Annotated in this window: 18 protein-coding genes; 10 read left to right on the plus strand and 8 right to left on the minus strand. The window is 60.6% G+C overall.

Annotated elements, in window-relative coordinates; all coding sequences use genetic code 11:
• Positions 1-76: 76 nt before the first annotated feature.
• Positions 77-844 (minus strand): hydroxyacylglutathione hydrolase, encoded by a 768-nt coding sequence (gloB, locus tag C4J89_RS12885; protein ID WP_124414624.1) that lies wholly within the window; start codon positions 842-844, stop codon positions 77-79.
• Positions 845-909: 65 nt separating this feature from the next.
• Between gloB and C4J89_RS12890 the strand changes: the two genes are divergently transcribed.
• The 4 genes from C4J89_RS12890 (at position 910) to C4J89_RS12905 (ending at position 4,570) form a co-directional block, all read left to right on the plus strand.
• Positions 910-1,668: a class I SAM-dependent methyltransferase gene (locus tag C4J89_RS12890; RefSeq protein ID WP_124362727.1), complete on the plus strand. Its 759-nt coding sequence runs from the start codon at positions 910-912 to the stop codon at positions 1,666-1,668.
• Between the two features lie 29 nt (positions 1,669-1,697).
• On the plus strand, positions 1,698-2,150 hold the full coding sequence (rnhA, locus tag C4J89_RS12895; protein WP_124414625.1) for a ribonuclease HI: 453 nt from the start codon (positions 1,698-1,700) through the stop codon (positions 2,148-2,150).
• A gap of 70 nt (positions 2,151-2,220) precedes the next feature.
• Entirely contained in the window at positions 2,221-2,961 is a 741-nt protein-coding gene (gene dnaQ, locus C4J89_RS12900) for a DNA polymerase III subunit epsilon (RefSeq protein ID WP_164487612.1), read from the plus strand.
• A 277-nt stretch (positions 2,962-3,238) separates the two neighbouring features.
• On the plus strand, positions 3,239-4,570 hold the full coding sequence (locus C4J89_RS12905) for an IS110 family transposase (protein ID WP_124414627.1): 1,332 nt from the start codon (positions 3,239-3,241) through the stop codon (positions 4,568-4,570).
• Positions 4,571-4,653: 83 nt separating this feature from the next.
• Here the strand turns inward: C4J89_RS12905 and C4J89_RS12910 are convergent, their stop codons facing one another.
• Positions 4,654-6,288 carry a methyl-accepting chemotaxis protein gene (locus C4J89_RS12910; protein ID WP_124414628.1) on the minus strand — a complete coding sequence of 545 codons (1,635 nt, stop codon included), beginning with the start codon at positions 6,286-6,288 and terminating at the stop codon, positions 4,654-4,656.
• Positions 6,289-6,514: 226 nt separating this feature from the next.
• On the opposite strand from C4J89_RS12910, the gene C4J89_RS12915 reads away from it, so the two are divergent.
• Together C4J89_RS12915 and C4J89_RS12920 are read left to right on the plus strand one after the other, a co-directional pair.
• Positions 6,515-7,345 carry an undecaprenyl-diphosphate phosphatase gene (locus tag C4J89_RS12915; protein WP_124414629.1) on the plus strand — a complete coding sequence of 277 codons (831 nt, stop codon included), beginning with the start codon at positions 6,515-6,517 and terminating at the stop codon, positions 7,343-7,345.
• Positions 7,342-7,725: a DUF1294 domain-containing protein gene (locus tag C4J89_RS12920; protein ID WP_124414630.1), complete on the plus strand. Its 384-nt coding sequence runs from the start codon at positions 7,342-7,344 to the stop codon at positions 7,723-7,725. The genes C4J89_RS12915 and C4J89_RS12920 overlap by 4 nt, the downstream gene beginning before the upstream one ends.
• Here the strand turns inward: C4J89_RS12920 and C4J89_RS12925 are convergent.
• Both C4J89_RS12925 and C4J89_RS12930 read right to left on the minus strand, forming a co-directional pair.
• The gene (locus tag C4J89_RS12925) at positions 7,720-8,070 is read right to left on the minus strand and encodes an MmcQ/YjbR family DNA-binding protein (protein WP_124414631.1); all 351 of its coding nucleotides are present in this window, start codon (positions 8,068-8,070) and stop codon (positions 7,720-7,722) included. The two genes, C4J89_RS12920 and C4J89_RS12925, sit on opposite strands and share 6 nt — an antisense overlap.
• The gene (locus C4J89_RS12930; protein ID WP_124404091.1) at positions 8,067-8,975 is read right to left on the minus strand and encodes a LysR substrate-binding domain-containing protein; all 909 of its coding nucleotides are present in this window, start codon (positions 8,973-8,975) and stop codon (positions 8,067-8,069) included. The genes C4J89_RS12925 and C4J89_RS12930 overlap by 4 nt, the downstream gene beginning before the upstream one ends.
• A gap of 127 nt (positions 8,976-9,102) precedes the next feature.
• Between C4J89_RS12930 and C4J89_RS12935 the strand changes: the two genes are divergently transcribed.
• Both C4J89_RS12935 and C4J89_RS12940 read left to right on the plus strand, forming a co-directional pair.
• Entirely contained in the window at positions 9,103-9,714 is a 612-nt protein-coding gene (locus tag C4J89_RS12935; RefSeq protein ID WP_124414632.1) for an FMN-dependent NADH-azoreductase, read from the plus strand.
• A gap of 194 nt (positions 9,715-9,908) precedes the next feature.
• Positions 9,909-10,946, plus strand: a complete 1,038-nt coding sequence (locus tag C4J89_RS12940; protein ID WP_124366929.1) for a dienelactone hydrolase — start codon at positions 9,909-9,911, stop codon at positions 10,944-10,946.
• Here the strand turns inward: C4J89_RS12940 and C4J89_RS12945 are convergent.
• The 4 genes from C4J89_RS12945 to C4J89_RS12960 form a co-directional block, all read right to left on the minus strand.
• Positions 10,940-12,112 carry an MFS transporter gene (locus tag C4J89_RS12945; RefSeq protein WP_124414633.1) on the minus strand — a complete coding sequence of 391 codons (1,173 nt, stop codon included), beginning with the start codon at positions 12,110-12,112 and terminating at the stop codon, positions 10,940-10,942. The genes C4J89_RS12940 and C4J89_RS12945 overlap by 7 nt on opposite strands.
• 178 nt (positions 12,113-12,290) lie before the next feature.
• Entirely contained in the window at positions 12,291-13,877 is a 1,587-nt protein-coding gene (locus C4J89_RS12950; RefSeq protein ID WP_124362737.1) for an ABC-F family ATPase, read from the minus strand.
• 142 nt (positions 13,878-14,019) lie between these two features.
• Entirely contained in the window at positions 14,020-15,258 is a 1,239-nt protein-coding gene (locus tag C4J89_RS12955) for an MFS transporter (protein WP_124414634.1), read from the minus strand.
• A gap of 228 nt (positions 15,259-15,486) precedes the next feature.
• Positions 15,487-15,873: a TIGR03067 domain-containing protein gene (locus C4J89_RS12960; RefSeq protein WP_124362739.1), complete on the minus strand. Its 387-nt coding sequence runs from the start codon at positions 15,871-15,873 to the stop codon at positions 15,487-15,489.
• A gap of 332 nt (positions 15,874-16,205) precedes the next feature.
• Here C4J89_RS12960 and C4J89_RS12965 point away from each other — a divergent pair, with 332 nt between their 5' ends.
• Positions 16,206-17,531 (plus strand): Wzz/FepE/Etk N-terminal domain-containing protein, encoded by a 1,326-nt coding sequence (locus tag C4J89_RS12965; protein WP_124414635.1) that lies wholly within the window; start codon positions 16,206-16,208, stop codon positions 17,529-17,531.
• 267 nt (positions 17,532-17,798) lie between these two features.
• A complete protein-coding gene (lpxO, locus tag C4J89_RS12970; protein WP_124362741.1) occupies positions 17,799-18,698 on the plus strand; it encodes a lipid A hydroxylase LpxO in 900 nt (299 codons plus the stop codon).
• The last annotated feature ends 15 nt before the right edge of the window (positions 18,699-18,713 follow it).

Genomic DNA, 18,713 nt, shown 5'->3' on the forward strand with positions numbered 1-18,713 from the left:
AAAAATGTCGGGCGATTCTAGAAAGCGCTTCGGTTCCGGTCAACCATTCAGAAATTACGTATCAGATTGCGTCCGCTTAGAACTTATCTTTCCAAGCCCTCAAGCTAGCAAACACCTCGGCCCCAGAGCGGTTGTCGCGTCCGTTCCGTTCGTCCGCTTTTTGTTTAACGGATGTTTCAGAGGTGCGTAGAAAAGGGTTGGTGCGTTTTTCCAGGGCCAGGTTGGACGGCAGCGTCATCTCGCCACGGGCGCGCAATTGAGCGACTTCTGCCACTCGTTCAGCGATGTCGGCATTATGCGGTTCCACGGCTTGGGCAAACTTGAGGTTACTTTGTGTGTATTCGTGGGTGCAGTACACCAAGGTATCGGCAGGCAGGGCAGCCAGGCGTTCCAGGGACGCGTGCATCTGTTGCGGCGTGCCTTCGAACAGGCGACCGCAACCGCCGGCAAACAGGGTGTCGCCACACAGCAGCACGCCTTGATGGTAATAAGCGATGTGGCCAAGGGTGTGGCCGGGCACTGCATACACATCGAAATCCCAGCCGAGCACGGTGATGCGGTCGTTGTCCTGCAAGTCGACGTCCCGTGCCGGGATTTTCTCGTTCGCGGGGCCATACACCCTGGCGCCGGTGACCGCCTTGAGTTGCTCGACGCCGCCGACGTGGTCATGGTGATGGTGGGTGACCAGGATATCGCTGAGGGTCCAGGCCGGGTTCTGCTTGAGCCAGGCGAGCACCGGCGCGGCGTCACCGGGGTCGACCACGGCGCAACGGTGGGTTTGCTCATCCTGTAACAACCAGATGTAGTTATCGGTGAAGGCGGGCAGGGCACTGATCTGTATCATTCTTCGATTCGCCAAGCTGAACACATTGGTGCATCTTAGAACGTCTAGGCGAGTTGGAGAATGCAATGACTGATAAAGCGTTCGCCCAGGCCGATCCTGAGTGGCTGGCCCTGATCGGTGCAGCCCGCGAATGGTTGTCCGGGCCGCTTGGGCAATTTCTGCTGGATGAAGAGCGGCGCATGCTCGATGACGAGCTGGGCCGGTTCTTTGGTGGCTATCTGGTGCATTACGGCCCGTCGGCCGAAACGCCGCCGTGCGCACCGCAGGTACAACGCAATGTACGCCTGGGGGCGCCGTTGCCGGGCGTGGAAATCGTCTGCGAGGAGCAGGCCTGGCCGTTGAGCGAACACGCCGCTGATGTGGTGGTGTTGCAGCACGGCCTGGATTTTTGCCTGTCTCCCCATGGCTTGTTGCGCGAAGCCGCCAGCAGCGTGCGTCCCGGTGGCCATTTGCTGATTGTCGGCATCAACCCCTGGAGCAGTTGGGGCCTGCGTCACGCGTTTGCCCAGGACGGCCTGCGCCAGGCGCGCTGCATCGCACCTTCACGGGTGGGCGACTGGCTGAACCTGCTGGGCTTCGCGCTGGAGAAACGCCGCTTCGGGTGCTATCGTCCGCCGCTTGCGTCCGCCAAATGGCAGGGGCGCCTCGCCGGCTGGGAACGCCGCGCAGGTGCCTGGCAACTGTCGGGTGGGGGCTTCTATTTATTAGTGGCGCGCAAGATCGCGGTCGGGCTGCGGCCGGTGCAGCAAGTGCGCCGCGAACCGCTCGCCAAGCTGGTGCCGATGCCCCTGGCCAAGGTCAACCGCGAACAGCGCGAACCGTAAAACCTCTTTTGATTCAGGCTCAATAACCGATGACCGATAGCGTAGAACTCTTCACCGATGGCGCCTGCAAGGGCAACCCCGGCCCCGGCGGCTGGGGCGCATTGCTGGTGTGCAAGGGCGTGGAGAAGGAGATGTGGGGCGGCGAAGCCAACACCACCAACAACCGCATGGAGCTGATGGGCGCCATTCGCGGCCTGGAAGAGCTCAAGCGGCGCTGCAACGTCCTGCTGGTGACCGATTCGCAATATGTGATGAAGGGCATCAACGAGTGGATGGTCAACTGGAAGAAGCGCGGCTGGAAAACGGCGTCCAAGGAACCGGTCAAGAATGCCGACCTGTGGCAATTGCTCGATGAGCAATGCAACCGGCATGACATCACCTGGAAATGGGTGCGTGGGCATATCGGTCATCCCGGCAATGAACGGGCCGACCAACTCGCCAACAGGGGCGTGGATGAAGTGCGCGGCTACAAGCAGAGCTGAAGCCTGCTGACGTGTTAACATCGCGCCCTTTGACTCACCCCACACCGTTGAGAGCTGAACCCTGATGGCCATCCGATCCGTTGTACTCGATACCGAAACCACCGGCATGCCGGTGACCGATGGTCACCGGATCATCGAAATCGGCTGTGTCGAACTGATGGGCCGCCGTCTGACCGGTCGTCACTTTCACGTCTACCTGCAACCGGACCGCGACAGTGACGAAGGCGCGATCGGCGTCCACGGCATCACCGACGAGTTCCTCAAGGGCAAGCCGCGCTTTGCCGAAGTGGCCGATGAGTTTTTCGAGTTCATCAACGGCGCCCAACTGATCATTCATAACGCGGCGTTCGACGTAGGCTTCATCAATAATGAATTTTCCCTGATGGGGCAGGTGGATCGAGCGGATATTTCCCAGCACTGCTCGATCCTCGACACCTTGATGATGGCCCGCGAGCGTCACCCGGGCCAACGCAACAGCCTCGATGCCTTGTGCAAACGTTACGGCGTGGACAACTCCGGCCGTGAACTGCACGGCGCCTTGCTCGACTCCGAGATTCTGGCTGAGGTCTACCTGGCCATGACCGGTGGGCAGACCAGCCTGTCGCTGGCCGGTAATGCCTCCGATGGCAACGGTTCGGCGGAAGGCTCGGGCAATCGTCCCTCGGAGATCCGTCGCCTGCCGGCTGATCGCAGGCCTACGGCTATCATCCGTGCCAGCGAGCAGGATCTGGCCGAGCATGCCGCACGATTGGACGCGATCGCCAAGGCAGCCGGTGCGCCAGCGTTGTGGACTCAATTGACCCAACAATGATCCTGGTTTGATGCAGTAAAAAAATGTGGGAGGTCCCACTAAGTCTTCGACGTAGCGCTGTCGCGCATCAAACTGGTTCATCGTAAGGTTGAAGAACGCGTGCGGGGCAAAGGCCGTAGCCAACACTGGTGTGACAGCACCCGAGTGGGAGAGTGGCCTGCACGGTATCGGCGTGGAGTCATTGTCGGCACAGCAAAGCTGTGACCACGTATAAGAGAGTGAATCCGCTCGCCACCGTGTACCCCGCCCGCGTCGTTCAATCCTGCGAGGAATTGTCATGACGCGCAAGAACCAAAAGCGTTTTGAGGTTATCCATCCGGACTGCGCTGCGGTTGATGTGGGCGGCAGTGAGCATTTAGCCGCTGTTGATCCGACCAAATGCGATGATCCGGTTAAGCGGTTTTCAACCTTCACCGATGATTTGCATGCCATGGCCGATTGGTTTGAATCCATGGGCGTCAAGGTGGTGGCGATGGAGGCGACCGGAGTTTATTGGATCCCGCTCTTTGAAATACTCGATAGACGGGGGTTTGAAGTCTATCTCGTGAATTCCCGTGCGACTCGGCAAATAACCGGCCGCAAGTCCGACGTACTGGATTGTCAGTGGATCCTTCAGCTCATGACGCACGGTCTGCTGCGAGGCGCTTTTCGGCCCTCGGACGATGTGTGTTCACTGCGCTCACTGGTCCGTCAGCGTGGCAATAAGGTCCGCGACCAAGCCAAGGCCCTCAACCGGATGCAAAAGGCTTTGGTCCAGATGAACATCCAACTGGCTCAAGTCATCAGCAACATTGCCGGGGTGACAGGCATGAGTATTTTGCGGGCAATCGTTGATGGAGAACGTGACCCCGAAGTACTTGCCATGCTCAGAGACAAGCGCGTCAAAGCCGACCAGGCCACTGTCGCCCGAAGTTTGCGGGGTAACTGGCGAGCTGAGCATTTGCATGCACTGAGTCAGGAACTGGCGGCTTACGACTTCCTTGAAAAACAGATTGGTGAATGCGACCAAGCCATCGCCTTTGCACTTGAACGGTTGCCTGTTCTTCAAGACGAGGTCGTGCTCCCAGCTAAAACGCTGCGCAACCCACACCGCTCCACTGAGCAGCAATTGACCCTGCATCGAGCGCTGAATAAGGTGATGGGGGTAGATTTAACCGCAATTCCTACTATCGGCATCGATACGGCGTTGGTTTTGGCTAGCGAATTGGGATCGGACTTGTCACGGTTTCCGACCTCACAGCACTTCTGTTCCTGGCTGGGCCTCGCGCCGCCAACGCGAATTTCGGGAGGAAAACCCTTGCCCGGGAAATCTCTAAAAGTGATTAACCGAGCTGCACAGGCTTTAAAGCAAGCCGCTTCTATCGCACGCAATGATAAAAGCTTTATCGGAGCAAGCCATCGGGCGCGCCTAACCCGAATGGATACTTGCTGCGCAATCAAGGCGACAGCGCATCAACTGGCCCGGCTGATTTACGCGATGCTGACTAAAGGTCAACCGTACGTTGAAAAAGGAATCGAGGAGTTTGAAGAAAAAAGCCGCGACCGGCAGATGCGCGCCTTGGAGCGCAAGGCGCGTAAGTTAGGAATGCAGCTGGTTAAAGCGGCTTGAAATTAAGAGCAAAAACAATGAGTTATTTTTTGTTTGATAAGAGAGGGCTTGCCCACTCCCACAGGGTGCTCATGACATGGGCGTCAGACTTTGAACTGGCGCAAGAGCCCGTCAAGCTGCTCACTCAAGCCGCGCAGTTGCGCGCTCGCCACGCTCGACTGTTCAGCCGCCAGCGCGGTGCTGTGGGATAAGCCGGCCGCCTGGGTGACGTTCTGGTTGATGTCTTCCACCACATGGGCCTGTTGCAGGGTGGCACTGGCAATCGAGGCGTTCAGGCCGTTGAGATTATGCAGCGCCTGGCCGATGGCACTGAGGCTTGCACCGGCCAGGCCGGCTTGTTCGATGGTCAGTTGCGAGGCGCTGTGGCTGTCGCTGATGACCTTGACCGCCGCTTCCGAATGGCCCTGCAACCGCTCGATCATCGCCTGGATCTCAGCCGTGGATTTCTGCGTGCGCTGGGCCAGCAACCGTACCTCATCGGCCACCACGGCAAACCCACGACCCTGCTCGCCGGCGCGTGCGGCCTCGATGGCGGCATTGAGGGCGAGCAAATTGGTTTGGTCGGCAATTGAACGAATCACTTCCAGCACGCCGCCGATCTGCGTGCTCTCGCTGGACAGGGTGCGGATAACCTCCACGGCCTGGCTGATGGTGCTGGAGAGCTGGTCGATCTGCTGCAAACTGCCGTCGATGTTGACCTGGCCTTGTTGCGCCTGGGCCTGGGCGTCGCGCATTTCGCTGGCGGCGTGCTCGGCGTTCTTGGCCACGTCCTGCACGCCGTAGGTGACTTCATTTATCGCGGTGGCCACCAGTTCCATCTGTTGCGACTGCTGCTGGCTGCGGTCGTGGGCCTGGCTGGCGTTGTGGCCCAACTCGGTGGACGACTCGCCCAGGGCGTTGGCGCACACCTGCAATTGGCCGACCACCTGGCGCAATTTGGCGGTGAAGGTATTGAAGTGCTGGGACAGTTGGGTGACCTCGTCGCGTCCGTGGGTATCGAGGCTGCGGGTCAGGTCGCTTTCACCGCTGGCGATGTTGCCCATGGCATTCACCGCCGCCTGCAACGGTTGCAGGATGCTGCGCGCGATCAACAGCACCAGCAGGGCCATGATCAGCGCGATGCCCAGGCCGATGGCCGAGGCTTTCCACACCTGGACGGTGAACTCGGCCTGCACGTCGTCCACGTAGACGCCCGAGCCGATAATCCAGCCCCAGGGTGCGAACAACTGGATGTAGGAGGTTTTCTGCACCGGCGCATCGGCCCCCGGTTTCGGCCAGCGGTAATTGACAATGCCGGCGCCCTTGGCCTTGGCCAGGCTTACGAACTCGTTGAACACCGCAAACCCGTCCGGATCGCGGATCGCCGAGAGGTTCTGGCCGTCCAGCTTGGGATTGGCCGCGTGCATGATCATCACGGGGGTGAGGTCGTTGATCCAGAAGTAATCGTCGTGGTCGTAACGCAGGCCGCGCACAGCGCTCAGGGCTTGCTGCTGCGCCGCTTCGCGGGTGAGTGCCCCGGTTTTTTCCAGGTTCTGGTAGTAGCCCAACACGCCGCTAGCGGTTTGCACCACATGCTGGGTCTGTTGACGTTTGGCCTGGTAGAGGTCGTCATGGATCTGTTTGAGCATCAACGCGCCCAAGGTCAGCAGCATCAGCACGGCGACTACCAGGATCAGCCAGAGACGTCGGCTGATCGACATATTGCGCAAACTGTTCATCGTCCTGTCACTCCGTGCCTTTTATAATTGTGGGTGTTGCATCGACTTTTTCGGCTTGTCTGATAGGCTTTCGGCCCGTAATCGAAAAACCTGAGTACTGCCTGATTTTTCACGGAATTTTTGCAGTCCGGCATTGAGAATCGATGCCGGGCGCTGCAGCGCGCTCGTTGTCAGTGAACTTAAAAAACATAAGAGGCATGCCAGGCGCGTGACCTTTGGAGAAAGCATGGATTTTTGGACTGCCATACAGGCATTGATTCTTGGCGTGGTCGAGGGGCTGACGGAGTTCCTGCCGATCTCCAGCACCGGCCACCAGATCATCGTCGCCGACCTGATCAACTTCGGCGGCGAGCGTTTCGAGGCATTCAATATCATTATCCAGCTGGGCGCGATCCTGGCCGTGGTCTGGGAATTTCGCCGCAAGATCCTCGACGTGGTCATCGGCTTGCCCACTCAGCGCAACGCCCAGCGCTTCACCGTGAACCTGATCATTGCCGTGTTGCCGGCGGTGGTGCTGGGGGTGATTTTCGCTGACCTGATCAAGCATTACCTGTTCAACCCGATCACTGTGGCCACGGCCCTGGTGGTGGGCGGCGTGGTCATGTTGTGGGCTGAACGTCGCCAACATGCCGTTCATGCCGAAACCGTGGGCGACATCACCTGGAAAGACGCGCTCAAGGTCGGCGTCGCCCAGTGCCTGGCGATGATTCCAGGCACTTCGCGCTCCGGTGCGACGATTATCGGCGGCCTGCTGTTCGGCCTGTCGCGCAAGACCGCCACCGAGTTTTCATTCTTCCTGGCCATGCCGACCATGGTCGGTGCAGCGCTGTACTCGGGCTACAAATACCGCGACCTGTTCCAGCCGGCGGACCTGCCGGTGTTCGCCATCGGCTTTGTCACCTCGTTCATCTTCGCGATGATCGCGGTCAAGGGCCTGCTCAAATTTATTGCCAACCACAGCTACGCGGCCTTTGCCTGGTACCGGATCGCGTTCGGCCTGGTGATCCTGGCGACCTGGCAATTCGGCTGGATCGACTGGACCGCCGTCAAGCCATGAGCATTCAGCATCCGCGCCTGAAGGCGTTGGTCCTGCTAGTGCTGTGCGCCGCTCCGTTGCTGGGTGCGGCGCTATTGTGGCAGCGCGGCGAAACGGTCATGCCGTTGGCCGCCTACGGGGTAGTCAGCGTGGTGGCGTTCTTTCTGTACTGGAGTGACAAGCGCAAGGCCCAGACCGAGGGCCGGCGCATCCCGGAAAACATCCTGCACGCCGTCGAGTTGGCGGGCGGTTGGCCGGGGGCGTTGATCGCCCAGCAGGTGTTCCGGCACAAGACGCGCAAGGTGTCTTACCAGGTGCTGTTCTGGGTGATCGTGCTGCTGCACCAGGTGTTCTGGCTGGACCAGCTGTTTCTCGGCGGCACGCTGCTGTCGGTTCTATAGCAACAACCCCACCTGCGTGCGCTTGGGCAGCTTGCTCACCACCAATTGGTGGGAGCGCTGCAACAAGCCACGCAGTTCCTCGGGCGCCAGCGGGTAGGGCGTGTTCATGATGATCCATTGCGCGCGTGCCAGGTACGGCGCCGGGTGGATGCCTGGGCGGTCGACGTGGCCGAGGAACAGTTCCTTGTCGACCTTGAACGCCAGCGAGTCGCCGCGCAGGTTCTGCAGCGCGAACATCTTGTTGCCGGCAATCGAGAATACCCGTACGCCGCCCCATTTGTAGTCCTCGCGTGCGCCCGGCAGGCTCATGCAGAATTGCGCGACTTGCGCTTCGGTCATGCTCATAGCAGGCGATCTCCACAGCCTTTGAAACCTTCTTCCAGGTAGTCGATCCAGGCGCGAATGGCCGGCAGCACGCCGCGCCGGTGCGGATACACGGCCTGCAGCCAGCCGCCGGGCAACGACCATTGCGGCAGCAGCTGCACCAGTCGGCCGCTGGCCAGTTCCTCTTCGCAATACATCATCGGCAGCACCGTGAAGCCCACGCCCATGAGCGCGCTGGTCTTGCGTACGATAAAGTCTTCGATGCCCAGGCGCGCCTCCATGACCAGCTCGTGAGCGTTGCCCTGCGGGTCGATGATGCGCTGGTGCACCATGCGGTCCGCCTCGAGTGCGCCCATTATCGGTAATTGCCTGAGGTCGTCCAGGCTGTCGACCTGTCGATCACGCAGCAGTGCCGGGCTGGCCACCAGCACGGTCTGCGCCTGGCGCAGGCGTTTGGTGACCAGCAACGGGTCTTCGTCGCCCAGTTCGCGCACGCGCAAGGCTACGTCGATCCCTTCGCCCACCAGGTCGACGCGGCGGTTGACCAGGGTCATGTCCAGTTGCACCAGGGGGTGGGCGGCGAGAAAGCCGGCCACCAGTTCCGGCAGGATCTGTTGGGCCAGGCCGACCGGGCAAGTGACCCGCAGACGCCCACGGGGCTCGGTGGACATGCTGGCCACGGCCTCATCGGCCATCTCTGCTTCCAGCAACATCGCCTGGCAGTGGCGCAGGTAGCGCTCGCCGACGGCGGTCAGGGTCAGTTGCCGGGTGGTGCGTTGCAGCAGGCGCGCGCCCAGGCGTTCCTCCAGCTCGGCAATGCGCCGCGACAGGCGCGATTTGGGAATCCCCAGCAGCCGGCCGGCGGCGGCGAAACCGCCGGCTTCGACGACTTTGGCGAAATAGTAGAGGTCGTTGAGGTCTTGCATGGTCAGCCTATTGTCCTGTCAGTGGGACAATCTATCGCATTCCAGATGGCTTATCGACTATTGGTTGGATGCGTAGCATCAACACCATCTGATCGCCCCCTGCCGATCCCACCCTCGGAGATCCACCATGAAACTGTTGCATATCGATTCCAGCATCCTCGGCGACAACTCCGCTTCCCGTCAGCTCAGCGCCGGCGTGGTCAAGGCATGGCAGGCCGCCGAGCCGGGCGTGGAAGTGACTTACCGTGACCTCGCCAGTGAAGGCATCAACCACTTCTCCGGCGCCACCCTGGGGGCATTGGGCACCGCTGCCGAACTGCGCGATGCTGCGCAAAAGCATGAAGCCGAACTGAGCGCATCGTCGCTGGCTGAATTCCTCGCCGCCGATGCCGTGGTGGTGGGCGCACCGATGTACAACTTCACTATCCCGACCCAGCTCAAAGCCTGGATCGACCGCATCGCGGTCGCCGGCCAGACCTTCCGCTACACCGAGGCTGGCCCTGAAGGCCTGTGCGGCAACAAGAAAGTCATCATCGTCTCCACCGCCGGCGGCCTGCATGCCGGCCAGGCGTCCGGTGCCGCCCATGAAGGCTACTTGACGTTGCTGTTCGGCTTTCTCGGCATCACTGATATCGAAATCGTACGTGCTGAAGGCCTGGCCTACGGCGACGAAGTGCGCAGCAAAGCCTTGAGCGACGCCAACGTGCTGATCAGCGAGCACTTGTTCGCCGCTGCGTAAGGCTTGTGTAAATGTTCGTCGCCCCCGGTTTCAATCTGAAGCCGGGAGTCTAAACTCTGTATTCTGTTCGCCCCTGAGCGCGAGCGGAGTATGGAGTTTTTGCATTTATGGCCCAGGTTATGCACGCTTGGGTTCACTACCCCGGAATTTTCATACGGCATGCCGGTTCTCACGCAGCAAAGGTGGACATCCCCATGATGCGTCTCTGTGCTGTTTTGGTTCTTTCCCTGTGCGGCGGCCTGCTTTCAGTGCACGCCGCGCCTGCGCCGCACCCGCATTGGAGTGTGGGCTTTCATCGCATGAGCGTCCTGGACCCGCTGGATTCGCAGCCGATGAAGGCCATTGCGTTCTACCCCTCCACCGACACCGAGCACACCACGACGCTGGGCGCCTACCATGTGGCTGCCGGCGAAGACGCCAAGGTTGCCATCGGCCGTTTCCCGATGCTGATGTTGTCGCACGGCAATACCGGTACGCCGCTGGCCCTGCATGACCTGGCCACCTCGCTGGCGCGCAAGGGCTTTGTGGTGGTGGCGGTGCTGCACCCCGGCGACAACTACAAGGATCACAGCCGCCTGGGCACCGTGAGCAATCTGTATGGCCGGCCGATCCAGATTTCCCAGGCAATCACCGCGACGCTGGACGACCCGATGCTGTCGCCCTTCGTCGACATCGACCAGGTGGGCGTGATCGGCTATTCGGCCGGCGGTGAAACTGCGCTGATCCTGGCGGGGGCCAAGCCGGATTTCGAGCGTTTGCGCCGCTATTGCCAGCAGCGCCCGGAGGACCGTGACGCCTGCACCACCAAAGGCGAACTGGTCGTCGACCGTGACGACTTGCAACCCCAGGCCGACCCGCGCATCCATGCCCTGATGCTGATGGCGCCGCTGAGCCTGATGTTTGGTCGCCACACCCTGGCTGACGTGCACGTACCGGTGCTGCTCTACAGCGGCGATGGCGACAAATTGGTGGCGGTGGACAAGAACGCCGCCGCCTTGGCGCGCAAACTGCCGGAGCCGCCGGACTTCAAACTGTTGGCCGGGGCAGGGCACTTCGTGTTCATGGCGCCGTGCGACAGCGACCAATTGGCGACGATGCCGGCCATCTGCACCGATGCCGACGGGGTTGACCGTGAGGGCATCCATCGCGATCTGGTCTCCGAGGCCGGGCGCTTTTTCAGTCACACCCTCGGCGAGGCCACCCGTGCCGGGTTACAGACGGCCGATCAGTAAGCGCGACGCTTGAGCAGCACGGTCAGTGCCAGCGCCGTGACTGACAGCAGCGCCGCGCAGAAGAATATCCAGCCATAGCCGAGGTTCAGCGCCACCGCGCCCATCAACGGGCCGGCAATCGCCAGGGCCAGGTCGAAAAACACCGCATACGCACTCAGCCCGGCGCCACGGCTACTGTCTGGCACGCGCTTGATAGCCTCGACCCCGAGCGCCGGGTACACCAGTGATAAGCCAAAGCCGGTCAACCCCGCGCCAATCAACGCCACGCCGGTCGACGGCGCCAGCCACAACAGCGTAAGGCCCAGGGTCTCGATGAGCATGCAGGCGATGGCGGCGGTGAAACCGCCCACGCGGCTAATGGCGGAAATGAACACCAGGCGCGACGCGATAAAACACACGCCAAATACCGTCAGGCAGTACGCTGCGCCGGTCCAGCCGCGATTGAGGTAGTACAAGGTGATAAAGGTGGTCAGCGTGCCGTAGCCAATCGAGGCCAGGCACAGGCTGGCGCCAAACGGAGCGATACGTCCGAACACCGCCCAGAACGGCAGGCGTTCGCCGCGCACCACCGGCACCGACGGTTTGTTGCGGATCAGCACCAGGCCCAGCGCGGCCAGCCCTGTCAGCGCCAGGCCCAGGCTGGCGAAGCCATAGTCGGCCACCATCACCACCCCCAGCGGCGCGCCAATGGCGATGGCGCCGTAGGAAGCGATACCGTTCCAGGAAATCGACCGGGCCGTGTGTTCGGTGCCGACCGCGCCCATGCACCAACTGATGGTGCCCACGCCAATCAAGCCCTGGGCCACGCCCAGCAACAGCCGACCGGCGATCAGGATGGTCAGGCTCAGCGCCGGCAGGTCCGCCAGCAGCACCGCGATAAACGTCAGCACGCCACTGATCAGGATGCCGGCCAGGCCCAGCACAATGGCGCGCTTGGTGCCGACGTTGTCCGACATGCGCCCGGCCATCGGCCGGCTGAGCAAGGTGGCGAGGTATTGCGAACCAATGGTGGCCCCGGCCACCACGGCGCTGTAGCCCAGGTGTTCGTGAACATAGCCTGGAATTACCGCAATCGGCAGGCCGATGCAGATAAACGCAATGAAGGTGTAGAAGACGATGGAGACGATCTGCAGGGTGATCGACAGGGAGGAGGGGGCGGCAGGCATGTGAACTCGTTCGCTGGCGGGCGGTGCGGTCATGATGCCACTGCGTTGTTCAATGTGGGAGGGGGGCTTGCCCCGATAGCGGTGGTTCAGCCTACTCATAGGTGACTGATACACCGCCATCGGGGGCAAGCCCCCTCCCACATTGGAACCTGTTTGGCCCGGCAGCTATGCGCTGTTCTTAGAACACCACACCCTGGCTACGCAGGTAGTCGTCATAGGTGCCGCTGAAGTCGATCACGCCGTCTGCGCTCAACTCGATGATGCGGGTAGCCAGGGACGATACGAACTCGCGGTCGTGGCTGACGAAGATCAGCGTGCCCGGGTAGTTCTCCAGCGCCAGGTTCAGCGCTTCGATGGATTCCATGTCCAAGTGGTTGGTCGGTTCGTCCATGATCAGCACGTTCGGCTTTTGCAGGATCAGCTTGCCGAACAGCATGCGGCCTTGTTCACCACCGGAGATCACTTTTACCGACTTCTGGATTTCGTCGTTGGAGAACAGCATGCGGCCCAATGTGCCACGAATCATCTGCTCGCCCTGGGTCCACTGGCCCATCCAGTCGAACAGGGTGAGGTCGTCTTCGAAGTCATGGGCATGGTCCTGGGCGTAGTAGCCCAGTTCCGCAGCGTCGGTCCACTTGATGCTGCCGGCGTCCGGGGTCAGTTCGTTGACCAGGGTGCGCAGCAGGGTGGTCTTGCCAATACCGTTCGGGCCGATGATCGCCACGCGCTCGCCGGCTTCAACCTGGAAGCTGAAGTCTTTGAACAACGGCTTGCCGTCAAAACCTTTGGCCATCTTCTCGACCATGACCGCCTGGCGGTGCAGCTTTTTGTTCTGTTCGAAACGGATGAACGGGCTCACACGGCTCGAAGGCTTGACCTCGGCCAGTTGGATCTTGTCGATCGCCTTGGCGCGGGAAGTGGCCTGCTTGGCTTTCGAGGCGTTGGCCGAGAAGCGGCTGACGAAGGACTGCAGCTCGGAGATCTGCGCCTTCTTCTTGGCGTTGTCCGACAGCAGTTGCTCGCGGGACTGGGTCGCCACGGTCATGTACTCGTCGTAGTTACCCGGGAACAGGCGCAGCTCGCCGTAGTCCAGGTCAGCCATGTGGGTGCACACGCTGTTCAGGAAGTGACGGTCGTGAGAGATGATGATCATCAGGCTGGAGCGCTGGGTCAGGATGTTTTCCAGCCAGCGAATAGTGTTGATGTCCAAGTGGTTGGTCGGTTCGTCGAGCAACAGCACTTCCGGGTCGGAGAACAGCGCCTGGGCGAGCAATACGCGCAGCTTCCAGCCGGGCGACACTTCGCTCATCGGGCCGAAATGCTGTTCCAGGGGAATCCCCAGGCCCAGCAGCAGCTCACCGGCGCGGGATTCGGCGGTGTAGCCGTCCATCTCGGCGAACTCGGTTTCCAGCTCGGCCACGGCCATGCCGTCTTCTTCGCTCATTTCCGGCAGCGAGTAGATGCGGTCGCGTTCGGCCTTGACCTTCCACAGCTCTTCGTGGCCCATGATCACGGTGTCGAGCACGGTGAATTCTTCGTAGGCGAACTGGTCCTGGCGCAGCTTGCCCAGGCGCACGTTCGGCTCGAGCATGACCTGGCCGCCGGACGGTTCGAGGTCGCCGCCGAGGATTTTCATGAAGGTCGACTTGCCGCAACCGTTGGCACCGATCAAACCATAGCGGTTGCCGGCGCCGAACTTGACCGAGACGTTCTCGAAGAGCGGCTTGGCGCCGAACTGCATGGTGATGTTAGCTGTGGAGATCAATTACTTTACCTATCAATGGGTTGCGAGCGTGACGGCAGGAGCCTTCAGGCATGCGTCAACAGCGACATCGAGGCGCGAAACCCGGTCGCTGAGCGCAAAATCTGGAATGTGTGTTGGAATTTGGCGCGCATTGTCGCATATGTCAGGCGACAGGTGTATGGCGAGCGAAGGATGGTTTTGCCAGTGTCTCGGGCATGGCCAGCCCTACCAGCAGCAACGCGACGGCCGCCACCCCGGCCAGGGTCAGGAAGGCGGCGTTGTAGCCGGCTATTTGCACCACGAAGCCTGCCAGGCTGCTGCTCAGCGCCGCGCCCAGGCCAAATACCGTGGACAGCGCGCCGAGGCTGACATTGAAGCGGCCGGTGCCTTGGGTCAGGTCCTTGACGATCACGGGGAACAGCGCGCCGAAAATGCCCGCGCCGATACCGTCGAGCATCTGCACGGCAACCAGCCAGTAGGGGTCGCTGGACAGGGTATAAAGCACGCCGCGCAACGGCAGAATCATGAAGCCGGCCAGCAGCAGCGGCTTGCGCCCCCAGAGGTCGGCCTTGGCTCCCACCAGCATCGCCGTCGGCACCATCACCAGTTGCGCGGCGACGATGCAGGCCGAGGTCAACGGGGTGGCCATCTGCAGATTGATCTGCGACAGCTTCTGGCTGACCAACGGCAGCATCGCGGCATTGGCGAGGTGAAACAGCGCACAGCAAATGGCGAACAGCAACAAGGGGCGGTTGGCGAGCAAGACGTTCAGGCCCGAGGGCTGCTCATGGTCAGTATGATGCGCGGGGTCGAAGCCCCGGGCCACCTCATGGTCGATCGCCTTGCCCGGCACGCAACCGACCGCGATGACACTGGCGACGGCCATAAACGCCATCAGGTAAAACACCACCACCGGCCCGAACAGATAGGCCAAACCCCCGGCCAGCAGTGCTGCCACGGCGTTACCGGCGTGATTGAAGGTTTCGTTGCGCCCGGTCCGCCGGGTAAACGCACGCGGCCCGGTGATGCCAAGGGAAATCGCGGAAATCGCCGGGGCGAACACCGACGCGGCGATGGCGCTGGCGGCCTGGGTCAGCGCCACCCAGCCAAACGAACTGACGAAGGGCAGCGTCAGGCAACTGAGCGTGACCAGCAGCGCGGCAAGTGCAATCACCGCGCGTTTGCTGCGGGTACGGTCGATCAATGCGCCTGCCGGACCTTGGGTGATCAGCGCGGCAATGCCCGCCAGGGTCATGACCACGCCAATGCTGGCCGGGTCCCATTGATGGACCGCCAGCAGATAAATCGCCAGGTACGGCCCCAGGCCGTCGCGCACATCCGCGAGGAAGAAATTCAGGCTGTCCAGGGACAAGGCAGTGCGCAGGTCTGAGTGATGGGCCACGATGCAACCTTCCAGAGTGCAGTCCAGGGGCCGGACACGCGTTGGGCTAGTGACCTGCGCACTTGGCGATAAGTTTCGCGCTGGCCCAGGGCGTTTTTCTGCGCGCAAAAAAAAGCCCGCACATAACGGCGGGCCAAGGGAATCACTGGAGTAGGTAGGCCTCACCCTATAGGCCGGAACGTGAAGGCCTCGTGAAAATGCCGTGATCAAAGCGGATAAGGGCGTCGTTCATGCCCGGCGCACGAAGGTGCGCATGGTTTGCCCCGGGCCGGTACTGAACACGGTGGGCCGGGGCATGCCTTCATCGGCAGCGATAAATACAAAATGATCACCTTCGAGCCGGTAGCTGGCCGGTAGCGACTTGCCGGCGTCCGCGCCGATGGCGTCCACCCAGGTAATGCTCTTGGGCGTGGTGTCGGCGTCCAGGACAAAACGCCCCGCCAGCAAGAGGTCGCCCTCGACCGTGACGACTTCAAACGTGTCCCCGCTGATCCTGGTGATGGCACCTGGCGCGCTATGTGCATCGGCAGGGTTGAGTACGCCGTTGTCTTCCAGGGCGGTTTGCTCCCAGGCACCTTGCAGGGCGTGGTAATCCGTGACTGAAGGGGATGACATGCAACTTCCTTTTGCTGAAGGGGGGAGGGGGATTGTATCCGCACAGGGGCAGTGCTTTCAGGTGGCGGGATTTTTTCTTTATGGGACAGCTATTTGACAGCATTTTCATGTTGTATTAGCTACGCTTGTAGCGTGATTAATCCCACATCAAAATATCTTTTTGGCTACACATCGACATAAAGCAGAAATAATCCTTAAATACGCGGGATTTTTCGTCAGACTCAGTAGTCAGATTGCCATCCTTCCGCCGTGCTCAGGGCGTTGTCCCTGATTTGAAGCCTTAGGACTTCTTCGAGTGATGGCCTTTTAGTATTAATTAAGGTGTGCTTATTTTGAATCGTACTTCCCCGCCAGCGTCTGATGAAATTGATCTGTTTGAATTGTTTCACGCCATCTGGCGACAAAAAAAGCTGATCGTGGGGTGTACGATTCTGGCGGGAGTTTTAGGCGCGGGGTATGCCTTCCTGGCGCCCAAGACCTACGAGGTCAGCAGCGTGCTACGGCCTGCGGCGATCAACGAGCTGGACGCGTTGAACCGCTCTGAAGTGTATAAATTGCCGCCCGCCGATGCGTTGCTAAAAGTGGGCGCGCAGTTGGACTCCTACGAGGCTCGCCTTGGGTTCTTCAAGGATCACGAGGAATTGTTCAAGGCGTTTCAGAAACCAGGGCAAACCCTGGAACAGAGTTTTGAAGCCTTCAATCGAAACTCGGTCAACCTCATCCTGCCGGACCCGAAGAAGTCCGACTCGCTGAGCAACTACATCCGTCTGGAATTGCAGTACCCGACCGATGTTGATGGGGTGAAAATTCTCAACGGGTTTGTCGACTACGCCATTGCCGCAGAGCGCCAGCAGGTCGGCGCCGACCTCAAGGTGATCGTGAATAACCGCTTGTCCGAGCTCAAGGGCAAGATCGACGCGGCCCGGGCCAACTACGACACCGAAAAGGAATCGAAAATCGCCAAGTTGCTCGAGGCGGACCGTCTCAAGCGTGCCCAATTGCAGGACGAACTCAGCGCCCTGCGCTTGCAGATGAAAATGGAGCGGACCAACCGCCTGGCGGAATTGGCTGAAGCCATCGGCATCGCTCAGTCCATGGGGATCAAAACACCGACCACGCCATCCTCCATGGCCGACTCCGCGCGAACCGGCTCGAGCCAGGTGATGCGCACCGAAGTCAACAATCAGAAGATTCCGCTGTACTTCATGGGTACTGAGGCCCTGGAGGCCGAGCGCGCCGCGCTGCAAAAGCGCACCAGCGATGACTTCACCAATCCGCGTATTGCCGAAATTGGCAAGGAACTCCAGCTGTTGGACGCCAACCGCGAAGTTGAAGTGCTGCGCAAACGTGGCAATGAAGACATCTTCCTGCAGGACGTCGAGCCGCTTCGCGCCGAAGTCGCCAGGTTGCGTGGTTTGAACATCGACATGAGCAACCTGAAGCTGGTGACAATTGACCGTCGCGCCCAGGAGCCTCTGGCACCGATCAAACCGAAAAAAGCTCTGGTCATTGCGTTGAGCCTGGTGGGCGGGTTATTGCTCGGGCTGATGGTCGCGCTGGTCCGCCACCTCATGTTTACCCAGCGTGGTGCGGTACCGTATTCGGCATTGGAAGACAGCAGTTTTTCACGCCGCGAACGTAAGGACGATCAGCTTTAAGCCGTAGCGACGTCTCTGGCCGGCGGGTCCTGGGGCCCCGCCGGCACAACCTCCCCAACACACTCAGTGGACAGCTTTTCACAATTCTTAGTTAACCTTTGGTTACAAAGTATGGCTAAATAACGGCCAATGGTCACACATCGGAAGGTCATCCTGCCGGTCGTGTCGCCTGTATGTGAATTGTGATTTCAGGTGCTGCTTATCCATCCTCGGCCGTTGTGGGCCCGCAGGAGCAGCCTGTTCTCTCCCTGACGTGTGACGAATCCCTTGAAACTCATCATTGTTGCTCTCTACGTTGCCTCCATCGCGTATGTACATTTGCGTGGCCGGGTGCGACACAAGTTGGGTCGCCAGCTCAGCGATCACTCGACGTTCCTGGCGCCGATCAACTGCTTCCTTTATCTGTTCTCCAAGCAACCCAGCCGCCCCTATCTGTCGCCCAGCGATTTTCCGGACCTGAGCCCATTGCAGGCGCACTGGGAAGAAATCCGCCAGGAAGCCCAGAACCTGATGCGCGCCGGAGAGATCAAGCGTTCGGAGCAATACAATGACGTGGGCTTCAACTCGTTCTTCAAGTCCGGCTGGAAGCGCTTCTATCTGAAGTGGTACGGCGACAGCCATCCTTCGGCAATGAAGCTGTGCCCGCGCACCACCGAACTGGTGCAAAGCATCGGCTCGATCAAGGCTGCAATGTTCGCCGAGCTGCCGCCGGGCTCCAAACTGGTGCGTCACCGTGACCCCTATGCGGGCTCCTACCGCTATCACCTGGGGCTGGATACCCCAAACGATCCGGGTTGCTACATCAATGTGGACGGCGAGAGCTATTACTGGCGCGACGGCGAGCCGGTGATGTTCGACGAGACTTACATCCACTACGCGGAAAACACCACGGCGCACAACCGCATCATTCTGTTCTGCGACATCGAGCGGCCGATGAAATACCGCTGGGCAGCCGCGTTCAACCGCTGGTTCAGCCGCAATGTAATGGCCGCTGCGGGTTCGCCCAATGATGAAGGCGACAAGACCGGCGGCCTCAACCGCGCTTTTACCCGCTTGTACAAGATCCGTTTGCGCGGCAAGGAGCTCAAAAAGCGCAACCGCACGCGCTACTACCTGGAAAAGTGGGCGATCTTCGCTTGCCTCGCGCTGATCTTCATCCTTATCTGAACCCCACCGTGGCGC

Source organism: Pseudomonas sp. R4-35-07, assembly GCF_003852235.1.
In the GTDB taxonomy this organism is placed as follows: Bacteria; Pseudomonadota; Gammaproteobacteria; order Pseudomonadales; family Pseudomonadaceae; genus Aquipseudomonas.

Coding starts and splice junctions, on each gene's coding strand:
- gloB (WP_124414624.1), bottom strand. CDS start 844: ATGATACAGATCAGTGCCCTGCCCGCCTTCACCGATAACTACATCTGG.
- C4J89_RS12890 (WP_124362727.1), top strand. CDS start 910: ATGACTGATAAAGCGTTCGCCCAGGCCGATCCTGAGTGGCTGGCCCTG.
- rnhA (WP_124414625.1), top strand. CDS start 1,698: ATGACCGATAGCGTAGAACTCTTCACCGATGGCGCCTGCAAGGGCAAC.
- C4J89_RS12905 (WP_124414627.1), top strand. CDS start 3,239: ATGACGCGCAAGAACCAAAAGCGTTTTGAGGTTATCCATCCGGACTGC.
- C4J89_RS12910 (WP_124414628.1), bottom strand. CDS start 6,288: ATGAACAGTTTGCGCAATATGTCGATCAGCCGACGTCTCTGGCTGATC.
- C4J89_RS12915 (WP_124414629.1), top strand. CDS start 6,515: ATGGATTTTTGGACTGCCATACAGGCATTGATTCTTGGCGTGGTCGAG.
- C4J89_RS12920 (WP_124414630.1), top strand. CDS start 7,342: ATGAGCATTCAGCATCCGCGCCTGAAGGCGTTGGTCCTGCTAGTGCTG.
- C4J89_RS12925 (WP_124414631.1), bottom strand. CDS start 8,070: ATGAGCATGACCGAAGCGCAAGTCGCGCAATTCTGCATGAGCCTGCCG.
- C4J89_RS12930 (WP_124404091.1), bottom strand. CDS start 8,975: ATGCAAGACCTCAACGACCTCTACTATTTCGCCAAAGTCGTCGAAGCC.
- C4J89_RS12935 (WP_124414632.1), top strand. CDS start 9,103: ATGAAACTGTTGCATATCGATTCCAGCATCCTCGGCGACAACTCCGCT.
- C4J89_RS12940 (WP_124366929.1), top strand. CDS start 9,909: ATGATGCGTCTCTGTGCTGTTTTGGTTCTTTCCCTGTGCGGCGGCCTG.
- C4J89_RS12945 (WP_124414633.1), bottom strand. CDS start 12,112: ATGCCTGCCGCCCCCTCCTCCCTGTCGATCACCCTGCAGATCGTCTCC.
- C4J89_RS12960 (WP_124362739.1), bottom strand. CDS start 15,873: ATGTCATCCCCTTCAGTCACGGATTACCACGCCCTGCAAGGTGCCTGG.